The sequence below is a fragment of the Actinomadura fibrosa genome (genome assembly GCF_900659615.1).
GTDB lineage: Bacteria > Actinomycetota > Actinomycetes > Streptosporangiales > Streptosporangiaceae > Spirillospora > Spirillospora fibrosa.
On record NZ_CAACUY010000282.1, the window covers coordinates 1 to 10,255 of the forward strand.

At 72.3% G+C, this 10,255-nt stretch carries 11 protein-coding genes; 7 read left to right on the forward strand and 4 right to left on the reverse strand.

Annotated elements, in window-relative coordinates:
• On the forward strand, positions 1-1,795 hold a 1,795-nt coding region (locus E1300_RS42805), incomplete at its 5' end, for an AAA family ATPase (RefSeq protein WP_131763006.1).
• Between the two features lie 132 nt (positions 1,796-1,927).
• Here the strand turns inward: E1300_RS42805 and E1300_RS42810 are convergent.
• The gene (locus tag E1300_RS42810) at positions 1,928-2,119 is read right to left on the reverse strand and encodes a hypothetical protein (protein ID WP_131763007.1); all 192 of its coding nucleotides are present in this window, start codon (positions 2,117-2,119) and stop codon (positions 1,928-1,930) included.
• A 159-nt stretch (positions 2,120-2,278) separates the two neighbouring features.
• Positions 2,279-4,126 carry an ABC transporter ATP-binding protein gene (locus E1300_RS42815; RefSeq protein WP_306440699.1) on the reverse strand — a complete coding sequence of 616 codons (1,848 nt, stop codon included), beginning with the start codon at positions 4,124-4,126 and terminating at the stop codon, positions 2,279-2,281.
• A 355-nt stretch (positions 4,127-4,481) separates the two neighbouring features.
• On the opposite strand from E1300_RS42815, the gene E1300_RS42820 reads away from it, so the two are divergent.
• The 6 genes from E1300_RS42820 to E1300_RS42835 all read left to right on the forward strand — a co-directional run bounded on the left by E1300_RS42820 (position 4,482) and on the right by E1300_RS42835 (position 8,257).
• Complete coding sequence (locus tag E1300_RS42820; RefSeq protein ID WP_165503248.1) at positions 4,482-5,609, forward strand: LCP family protein; 1,128 nt, start codon at positions 4,482-4,484, stop codon at positions 5,607-5,609.
• A gap of 124 nt (positions 5,610-5,733) precedes the next feature.
• Entirely contained in the window at positions 5,734-6,051 is a 318-nt protein-coding gene (locus E1300_RS42825) for a hypothetical protein (protein ID WP_131763009.1), read from the forward strand.
• Positions 6,052-6,159: 108 nt separating this feature from the next.
• Positions 6,160-6,318 (forward strand): hypothetical protein, encoded by a 159-nt coding sequence (locus E1300_RS50800; RefSeq protein ID WP_165503249.1) that lies wholly within the window; start codon positions 6,160-6,162, stop codon positions 6,316-6,318.
• Positions 6,319-6,487: 169 nt separating this feature from the next.
• Positions 6,488-6,643, forward strand: a complete 156-nt coding sequence (locus E1300_RS50805) for a hypothetical protein (RefSeq protein ID WP_165503250.1) — start codon at positions 6,488-6,490, stop codon at positions 6,641-6,643.
• Positions 6,644-6,725: 82 nt separating this feature from the next.
• Positions 6,726-7,214 (forward strand): glutathione peroxidase, encoded by a 489-nt coding sequence (locus E1300_RS42830; protein WP_131763010.1) that lies wholly within the window; start codon positions 6,726-6,728, stop codon positions 7,212-7,214.
• A 116-nt stretch (positions 7,215-7,330) separates the two neighbouring features.
• Positions 7,331-8,257 (forward strand): oxidoreductase, encoded by a 927-nt coding sequence (locus E1300_RS42835; protein ID WP_131763013.1) that lies wholly within the window; start codon positions 7,331-7,333, stop codon positions 8,255-8,257.
• Here the strand turns inward: E1300_RS42835 and E1300_RS42840 are convergent.
• Together E1300_RS42840 and E1300_RS50810 are read right to left on the reverse strand one after the other, a co-directional pair.
• Positions 8,241-8,783, reverse strand: coding sequence for a methylated-DNA--[protein]-cysteine S-methyltransferase (locus E1300_RS42840; protein WP_131763011.1), 543 nt, complete (start codon positions 8,781-8,783; stop codon positions 8,241-8,243). The two genes, E1300_RS42835 and E1300_RS42840, sit on opposite strands and share 17 nt — an antisense overlap.
• A gap of 79 nt (positions 8,784-8,862) precedes the next feature.
• Positions 8,863-10,255 (reverse strand): DUF7824 domain-containing protein (locus tag E1300_RS50810; protein ID WP_207400278.1); only part of this gene is annotated, 1,393 nt, incomplete at its 5' end.

Sequence of the window (10,255 nt, forward strand, 5' to 3'; positions counted from 1 at the left end):
CCTGGCCGCGCAGTGCGCCGCCGCCGCGCGGGCCCGCGCCGCGGCGGGCGCCGAGCCGGAGATCACCGCGGCGGACCTGCCGCAGCGCCTCATCCCCGGCCGCCGCACCGAGACCGACCCGCTCACCGAGCTCGCCGCCTGCGTCGGCATCGAGCCGGTGAAACGCGAGATCGACGCGCTCGTCGCCGAGGCCAAGGCCGCCCGCCTGCGCCGCGAGGCGGGCATGGCCGTCGCCGCGCGTCCCCGGCACCTCGTGTTCACCGGCAACCCCGGCACCGGCAAGAGCCTCGTCGCACGGATCCTCGGCCGCATCTACGCCGACCTTGGCGTCCTGTCGTCCGGCCACATGGTCGAGGTGGACCGCGCCGACCTGCTCGGCGAGTACGCCAGCGAGAGCGTCCTGCGCGTCCGCCGCGCGGTCGAGCAGGCGCTCGGCGGCGTCCTCGTCGTCCGCGACGCGCACGTCTTCGGCGCGGCCTCCACCGAGGCCGCCCGCGGCCGGGAGGTGCTGGACGTGCTGCTCACCGCCGTCCAGGCGCACCCCGACGACCTCGTCGTCGTCCTCACCGGCCCCGAGGCCGAGCTGAACGGGCTGCTGAAGTCGCACGCCGACCTCGCCGCGTCCTTCCCCCGCACCGTCCGCTTCCCCGACCTCACCGAGGACGAGCTGGTCGAGGTGTTCGCGGGCAAGGCCGCCGACGCCGGCTTCGCGCTCGCGCCCGGCGTCCTCGACAAGGTCCGCGGCCTCGTCCAGTCCGCCGCCCGCGACCGCGGCTTCGGCAACGCCCGCATCATGATCAACCTGCTGGACCGGGCCGTCGCCCTCCAGGGCCGCCGCGTCCTCGCCGACGGCATCGTCGACGAGACCGAGTCGCTCGACGTGATCCTGCTGGAGGACGTCCCGGACACCCTCGCCCGCGGCCGCGACGAGATCCCCGGCGACCCGCTCGCCGACGTCGACCGCCTCATCGGCCTGGAGACGATCAAGCGGGAGGTCGCCTCCCTCGTCGCCGAGGCCCGCGCCGAGCAGATCCGCCGCGACGTCGCCGGCGGCCCGCCCGCCTCCCCGACGCGGCACATGGTGTTCATGGGCAACCCCGGCACCGCCAAGACCACGATCGCCCGCCTCATCGCCGCCGTCTACGCCCAGCTCGGCCTCCTGTCGTCCGGCCACCTCGTCGAGGTCACCCGCGCCGACCTCGTCGCCGAGTTCATCGGCCAGACCGCCCCCCGGGTGCGCGGCGCGGTCGAGCGCGCCCTCGGCGGCGTCCTGTTCGTGGACGAGGCGTACGCGCTGTCGCAGTCGAGCGGCGACCAGCGCGACTTCGGCCACGAGGCCGTCGCCGAACTGCTGCGCCTCATGGAGGAGCACCGCGGCGACCTCGTCGTCATCGTCGCCGGCTACGACGCCGAGATGGAGCGGTTCCTGAAGTTCAACCCCGGCCTCGAATCCCGCTTCCCGAAGGTCCTGCGCTTCCCCGACTACTCCGACGACGAACTCGTCACGATCTTCGAGTACATGGCCACGGAGGCGGGCTTCGCCCTGGCCCCCGGCGTCCTGGACGCGCTGCGCGGCCTCGTCTCCGCGCAGCCGCGCGGAGCGTCCTTCGGCAACGCCCGCCTCGTCCGCAACCTCCTGGAAGCCGCGATCTCCCGCCAGGCCAGCCGCATCACCGCCGCCCACGACGAGCGCCCCGGCGAGATCGAGGCCACCGAGGTACGCCTCCTCCGCCCCGAAGACCTCCCCGAGACCCCACCCCGAGACGAACCCGAACGCTACGGCCCATACATCTAAAAAACCGGCCCCTGTCGTCCTTTCTGTGAAGCGGTCGTAGGCGTGGCAGACCGTTATGGGAAGGTGGCGGTGAAAGGCGCCCCGGTGCTTTTCGGGCAGGGGTCTATTTCTGCGGCGGTCGAGCGGCAGGTGTTATTGGCGGAATCGGGTGAATGAGGCGCGATCTTCGCGGGTCCGCACGGCGATGCCGCCCGGTCTGGCGCTTAGTGGCATGGGGAGCAGCAGGTCAGCGGCCAGTAATTGCCAGGCGGCAAGGGAACGACTTTGAAGATCATGCGCCGCGATCAGTATTCCGTAAAGAGCTTTCTCGGTGGCGTCGCCCACGATGGGTGAGTTCCGGGGTGTGTTGAGATTGGGTGGCGGTGACAAGGAGGCGAACGGGGCTTGAGGGCTGCTGGTCAAGGTGAGAATCTCAACCGATTGGCGGCTTGCTGTCGAGTCGATGAGGCGTCGACGCGGTCTGGCGTGATCTGCGTTTGATCGTCAGGCTGCTTCTCGGGGGTTGGGAGGGGTGGCGCCGTAGGCGGCGGCTTGGAGGTTGTAGAGCTCGGCGTACAGGCCCTTCTGGGCTATCAGGGTGTCGTGGTCGCCTTGCTCGGTCACGCGGCCGTGCTCCAGGACGTAGATCCGGTCGGCGAAGCGGACGCTGGCCAGGCGGTGGGTGATCAGCAGGACGGTCCGGCCGTCGGCGTGGGTGCGGATCCGCTCGAACAGCAGGTGCTCGGCCCGGGCGTCCAGGGCGGCGGTCGGCTCGTCGCAGATCAGCAGCGGGGCGTTGCGGTAGAAGCCGCGGGCCACGGCGAGCCGCTGCCATTGGCCGCCCGACAGCTCCGCACCGCCTTCGAAGCGGCGGTCCAGGAGCGTGTCGTAGCCGCGGGCGAGTCCCGCGACGACCTCGTCCGCGCCCGCGGCGCGTGCGGCGGCGAGCACCGCCGGGTCCTCGTCGGTGTCGGGGTGTTTCTCGGCGCGTCCCATGGTGATGTTCTGCCGGGCGGTCATCGGCCAGTGCGTGTACTCCTGGGCGATGACGGCGACGCGTTTCCAGGCGTCCTCCGGGGGGACGTCGGTCAGCGACACGTCGTCCCACAGGACGGAGCCGGCGTCCGGGTCGTAGAGGCCGGCCATCACCCGCGCCAGGGTCGTCTTGCCCGACCCGTTCTCACCTACCAGCGCTACCACCTCTCCCTTGTTCACCTCCAGTGAGATGCCGCGTAGGGAGGGGGACTCTGAGCCCGGGTAGGTGAACGTGACGTCCTGGACCTGGATGCGGGCGAAGTCGTCCGGGAGGGGGCGGCGCTTCGCGCGCTCTGCCTCCAGCAGGCGGGCGCGGGCCGGGATCCGGGCTTCGGCGGCGTCGCAGAAGGTGAGGTAGTCGCCGAAGTACAGGCCCTCCTCGTAGCACTGGTTCACCGCGAAGACCAGGTTGACGAGCGACTGCTGCCCCGTCCTGATGGCGAGGACGGCCGTGCCCGCCACCGCCAGCGGCACGGCGCCGCGCCACAGCATCAGGCCCAGCGCGATGTAGACGAGCGCGGTCGCGAGGCCCTTCAGGACGTCGCCGGTCACCCGGGCGACGGTCTGGCGGCGCGCCAGGTCGAGCTGGACGGCGCGCTGGTAGGCGGCGAACCGGTCGTACTCGTGCAGCAGGAAGGGACGCATCGTGAACGAGCGGATTTCGGCGGCGTGCCTCCGCTCGCTCATCAGGTCGGACAGGATCCACTTGCGGCGCACCACGCCGACCAGGGTGAGCAGGGTGAAGTACTGCAAGCGGGCGCTGCGGACGGACGCCCAGCCTTCCGGCACCGCCGTGAGGAGCAGCAGCGGCAGCAGCAGGGGGTGCAGCACGCCGAGGGTCAGGGCGGCCGCGACCATGCCCACGGTGCCGGTGAGGACGTCCACCGCGTGCTGGACGACCCGGGGCGCCGCCATCATGCCCCGGCTCTGGGCGCGCTGGAGATCGTCCAGGAAGTCGGAGTCGTCGAGCGCGGTGAGGTGCACCGCTGTCGTCGCCTCGAACAGCCGGAGCTCCACCAGCCGCTCGACCTGGGGCTCCAGCCGCGCCTGCGCCCAGCCCGCGACCGCCTGGAGCCCGGCCCGCAGCGCCACCGCCCCGGCGACCAGCACCAGGGAGGGCAGCGCGTCGCGGACCCGCGCGGGCGTCGGCCCGCCGCTCAGCAGCGCGGTCAGGACGCCGGTCGTGGCCAGCAGGCCGAAGGCGGTGAAGACCCCGGCGAGCAGGTTCAGGCCGATCGTGACGGCGGTGTCGGTCCGGTTCGCCCGCCAGGCCAGCCCCGCCGCCTGCATGATCACCGACGGTAGCCGCCGCGCCATGGTCCGCATGCCGGTCTCGGCGAGCTCCCCGGCCCGGGCGTGCCAGCGGTGCGCCGACAGCTCCGGCAGGTCCTCCCCGGCGGCCGTCGCGTCCCTCTTACGTCCCCTTCCACCTCGCTTTTCTCTTATGTCACCCTGCTCTCGCGTCTTCCTTCGCCCCGGGATGAATCTCCCGAAAAAACGCAGCCGAGCACTCATCCGCCGCCCTTCGCCGTACGTACCACCCAAGGGCAGTGTGCTCCCGAAGGAGGACGGTGTCCGCCTCACATGTCACATAGCGTGGTGATTCGAAGCAGAGGACAATCATGCGCCGGATGGACGCGCCCGGCCCTCCGAGTTGTCTAAGGTCTACGGCATGACCGACGGCTGGCCCGAGGGCTGGACACGCAAGGAGGGGAACCGCGTGGCGCGCAGCAGGCACGACTCCGTCCCGGCGGAGCACCCGCACGCCTACGAGCGGGACCCGTACGGCGACCCCTACGCCGGTGACCAGCTCGGCGGCGGCCGGATCTACCCCGAGCCCCAGCGCCGCCGGCGCCGCCGCTGGCCCCGGGTGCTCGGCGCCGTGTTCGTCGTCCTCGTCCTGCTGGTCGTGGGCGGCTACTTCTACCTCGACTCGCGGCTGAAGCGCGAGTCCGTCCTCGTGGACTACGCGGGACGGGTCGCCGACACGCCCGGCACCAACTGGCTCGTCGTCGGGTCCGACAGCCGGGAGGGCCTGTCCAAGGCCGACCAGCGGCGGCTCAGGACGGGCTTCGCCGCCGGGCGGCGCACCGACTCGATGATGCTGTTGCACTACGGCTCCGGCGGCACGTCCCTCATCAGCCTCCCGCGCGACTCCTACGTCCCGATCCCCGGGCGCGGCTCGAACAAGCTCAACGCGGCGTTCGCCTTCGGCGGGCCCAAGCTGCTCGTCCAGACGGTGGAGAAGGCCACCGGCGTGCATATCGACCACTACGCCGAGATCGGCTTCGGCGGCTTCGTGGGCGTGGTGGACGCGGTCGGCGGCGTGAACATCTGCGTCAAGGAGAAGATCAACGACCCGAAGGCGGGGCTGAACGTCCAGCCCGGCTGCCAGAACCTCAACGGCGGCCAGGCCCTCGGCTACGTGCGGACCCGCGCGTTCGCCCGCGCCGACCTGGAGCGCGTGGAGCACCAGCGGCAGTTCTTCGGCGCGCTGATGAGCAAGGCGACCTCCCCGGGCACGATGCTCAACCCGTTCCGCGCCGTCCCGCTGGCGCTCAACTCGACCAGCAACTTCCTCGTGGACGACGGCGACCACCTCTACGACCTCGTCCGGATGATGTGGGCGATGAAGGGCGTGAGCGGCGGCGACGGCGTGACCACCACCGTCCCGATCGGCGGGGGCGGCAGCGCCGCGGGCGTCGGCTCCTACATCACCTGGGACCGGACGCGGTCGGCCACGCTGTTCGACGCCCTCAAGAACGACCGGAAGATCCCGTCGAGCGTCGTCACCAAGTAGAGCCCGCGCCGGATGCCGCCCGTCCGGTGCGGCGGGCGGAAGGGCCGGGTGGGCGTAAGGGCCGGGCGGGCGGAGGGGCCGGGGACGCGCACCGGGCCCCGTCGCGCTTGGCTAGAGTCGGGGCATGTCCGACGCCGCGCCTGACGCCACCGCCGACGCCACGCCCACCGCCGCCGAACTGGACCGGCTCTCGTCCGAGGAGCTCCACGAGCGCGCTCTCAGCCTCGCCAAGGAGCGCCGGGACGTCGGCTTCCTCTGGGAGCTGCTGCGCGCGATCCCGGCCGCCGCGGCGTCCCTCGGGGAGACCGACCGCGCCAAGTTCGACCTCCTGCACGGGCTGTCGCTGCTGGAGGAGTTCGCGCACGCGGGCGAGGGCGAGCTCGGCGACGCGCTGCGTCCGATGTACATCGGGTACCTGACGGAGCACGCCGAGGGAAGCTGACCCTGTCCCCCAAGGGGAGCTGACCCTCTCTTTACCTCCCGTTGATCTCCCTCTGGACGGCTCGGGGAATCACTCACCGTGAGCATCTGACCGCAGAGGGTGGTTGCAATGAACAAGAAGCATCTGAAGATGGCCAGTCTCGCCTTCGTGGCGTGGTACGTCATCAGCAGACCGGAGGGGGCCGCTGGTCTGGTCAACAACGCCCTGAGCGGACTCGGGACCGCGGCGGAGTCGTTGTCGCAGTTCATGGGCGCGATCCCGAACTGACTGCGCGCATCGATGCCCCGTGCCCGAGCGGCGCGGGGCTCTTTCACGCCCGGGGGACCAAGCGGTTGCCCCGCCGTGACAGTAAAATCCCGCTTTGCGGGCTGACGCGGCTGGGCACAATTGGATCGGGTCAATGTGTCGCTGCGCTACTACAGGGACGGCGTTACGGATGAAGAAGAACCTCCGCTATGTGGCGATCGCCTTCGTCATCTTCTACTTGCTGAGCTCGCCGCAGGACGCGGCAGGGGTGGTGAACAACGCCTTCAGCCAGCTCGGCACGGCGGGCAACCAGCTCGCCTCGTTCGTGAACGCGTTGGGCAAGTAGGGCCGCCGCCGGCGCCCTCCCCGGGCCGCCGGCGGGCGGACGCGCCGGAGGAGGCCGGCGGCGATCTCCTAAGATCGGCCGCATGTCTGTCTTCGACGTGGAAATCGACGGTCTGCAGGGTGGCCCTGCGGACCTCGGACAGTACCGGGGCAAGGCCGTGCTCGTCGTCAACGTCGCCTCACGATGCGGCCTGACCCCCCAGTACTCCGGCCTGGAGCGGTTGCAGGAGCGGTTCGCCGAGCGCGGGTTCACCGTCCTCGGCGTCCCGTGCAACCAGTTCATGGGTCAGGAGCCGGGAACCCCCGACGAGATCGCCGAGTTCTGCTCGGCGACCTACGGGGTCACCTTCCCCCTCACCGAGAAGGTCGAGGTGAACGGCGACGGCCGGCACCCGCTGTACCGGGAGCTGGTCGGCACGCCCGACGCCGAGGGACACACCGGTGACATCCGGTGGAACTTCGAGAAGTTCCTCATCGGCCCGGACGGGGCGGTCGCGGCGCGCTTCGCGCCCCAGACCGAACCCGAGTCGGCGGAGGTCGTCTCCGCCATCGAGAAGAACCTGCCCGCGTAGCCGGACGCGTCCTTCGCGCGCCCGCCCGGCGCGGAGGACGCGCCCCGTCCGCCGGTTGCCGCTATTCGATCTCTTGTCTACTTTGTGGGGATCGCGACGACGTGGAGGGGGACGCCATGGGCGCCTGGACGGCGGACGACATCCCGGACCTGACGGGACGGCGCGCGATCGTCACCGGGGCCAACAGCGGCATCGGCTACCACACCGCGCTGCAGCTCGCCCGGCACGGCGCGTCCGTCGTGCTGGCGTGCCGCAGCGCCGAGCGGGGCCAGGCCGCCTTCGACCGGATGCGCGCCGCCGTCCCGGACGGCGACCTCGCGCTCGGCTCCCTCGACCTCGCCGACCTGGCGTCGGTGCGGGAGTTCGCGTCCCGCCACGCCGAACGCCCCCTCGACCTGCTGGTGAACAACGCCGGCGTCATGGCGCTCCCGCACCGCACCACGGCCGACGGCTTCGAGATGCAGTTCGGCACCAACCACCTCGGCCACTTCGCGCTCACCGGCCTGCTGCTGCCCGCCCTGCGCGCCGCGACGTCCCCCCGCGTGGTGACGGTGACGTCCGGCTTCGCCTGGGCCGGGCGCCTCCGCTTCGACGACCTGCAAGGCGAGCGCCGCTACGGCAAGTGGACCGCCTACGGCCAGTCCAAGCTCGCGAACCTGCTGTTCACCCGCGAGCTCGCCCGCCGCTTCCCGGACGTGACGAGCGTCGCGGCCCACCCGGGCTTCGCCGCGACCAACCTCCAGCAGGCGGGCCCGCGGATGGAGGGCAACTCCCTGATGGAACGCCTCAGCGGCCTCGGCAACGCGGTCATGGCCCAGTCCGCCGCGTCCGGCGCCCTCCCGACCCTCTACGCCGCGACGGCCCCGGACGTCGAGCCGGGCGCCTGCTACGGCCCCCGCCTCCTCCAGTTCCGCGGCGCGCCCACCAAGGTCATCACCCCGCCGCACGCCGACCGCCCCGCCGACGGCAAGCGCCTCTGGCAGATCTCCGAAACCCTGACCAACACCCCCTACACGGCCGCGGGGGTTACGGGGGGAGGGTGATGTCCCAGTCGAGGGTGGCGGGGAGGGAGCCCTCCATCATGAGCAGCCAGCGCTTGACCTCGACGCCCGAGCCGCCGCTGTAGCCGCCGAGGCCGTTCGCCGCGACGACGCGGTGGCACGGGACGATCAGCGGGATCGGGTTCGAGCCCATCACCTGGCCGATGACCTGGGCGTGCACGCCGGTGCCGCTGCGTTCGCCGAGCTCGCCGTAGGTGAGGACGCGGCCGTACGGGACGGTCTCGTACAGCGTCGTCAGGACCTGGCGCTGGACGTCGGAGACGAGCCGCCAGTCGATCGGCAGCTCGAAGGTCTTGAGGTCGCCCGCGAAGTAGTCGCGCAGGGCGGCCAGGGCCGGGGCCGTCCGGGCGGGGGCGTCCACGACGGGGAGCCGTGCCGCCTTCACCACGCGGGCGCGCGCGGCGGGGGTGTCGGAGAAGCTCAGCGAGACGACCCCCGTCTCGGTCTCGCCGACGAGCAGGCGCCCGAGCACGGTGTCGACCGTGCCGAACGCGAGGGTCTCGGACATCGTTCAGCGCTCCCTTCCCGGCGGGCCCGCTCAGCCTCTCACGCGGGTCCGTCATTCTTCTCAACACCGGCGGACGCCCTCAGGTTGCGGTCGTGAGGACGCGGTGGAGGCGGCCGGCCTCCAGGACGAGGCGGCTCGTCCTGCGGCGGGCCGCGACGGCGGCGAGGGCGGGGATGGCGGCGCGGGCACGGGACGCTTCGGCGGTGCGGGTGCCGGCGGCGAGGAGGTCGTGCAGGCCGAACGGGGGACTGTCGCCGGGGCCGGGCAGGACGTGCGGCAGGGCGGCGGCGATGACCGTCCAGACGTCGGCGTTCGCTCCAGCGTTCGCGGCATTGTTGAGGGACGCCGCGAACCGGCCGAGCGCCAGTCGCCTGAGCGCGGTGAGCCGTCCGGCGGTGTCGCCGAGTGCGTCGGCGGGCAGGTGGCCGCGCGCGCTGAAGGTGAGGAACGCGTTGACGGCGGTGGCGCGCTCGTCCGTGTCCGGGTCCGCCAGGGCGTGGGCGAGCAGGACGGCCGTCGCGGTGCCGGGCGGGCCGTCCGCCTCAGCGAGGGCGAGGACGAACGCCGCCCTGCCCCAGGTCGGGCTGAAGGTGCCCGTGGCGTAAGGCACGATGTGGGCTGCGACGACCTCGCGGTGGGACGGCAGCGTGGCCACCCACCGGGTGGCGTCCTCATGGAAGTAGGCCGCCTGCGACAGAGGGTCCGCGCCGGTGCACAGCCGCACGATGTCGGACGGGACGTCGTCGCCAAGGCGCACAGAGGTCCGGACGGCCTGGCCGGGCTCGTCGACGATCTCGCACTCGACGCCGGGGTCGGGGAGCCCACCGCGTGCGAGCCAGGACGCGACCGTCCGCCCGGCCTTGGACGGCAGGCGGCTCGCGCGGTCCACGGCGGCGGGGTTGATCTCGCGGGGAACGCGCAGCAGCGCCTGGACGAGGTCCGCGCGTCCCGGCTTGGCGCCCAGCTCCTCGTACCGTTCGAGCCGTCCGACCAGTGCCGCGGGATCGACATGGCCCGCCGCCGAGGTCGGTGCCGCGAGCAGCACGGGCACCTTGCCGAGGAGGAAGGCGATCTCGGCGTTCCGCCATCGCAGGAACCTGGGGATCGGCGGTTCCTCCGGGAGCCCGGCCGCCCACGGACGGGCGCTCCGGCGCAGGGCCAGCCTGTGCCGAAGCCGCCGGTTCTCGCGAAGCAGGCTCTGCACCGCGGGGTTCACACCGGTGATGTCGTGGTGCGGCCGGATGTTCGCGTGCAACCACGGCGCGGTGGCGGCGGCGACGCGTCCGAGCGCCTCGGCGGTGGCGTCCGGTTCGCGGTGGGCGAGCTCCACCAGCGCGGCGAGGAAGCGCTCGGTGTCGGCCGGCGTCCCGTCCCGTTCGAGGAAGGCCCCCGCCAGCGCGGCGGGCGACTCGATCGGCGGGGGCGCCGGCCTCGGCCGGTACGGCGGCGGCCACTCGGGCGCGGCCGGGGCG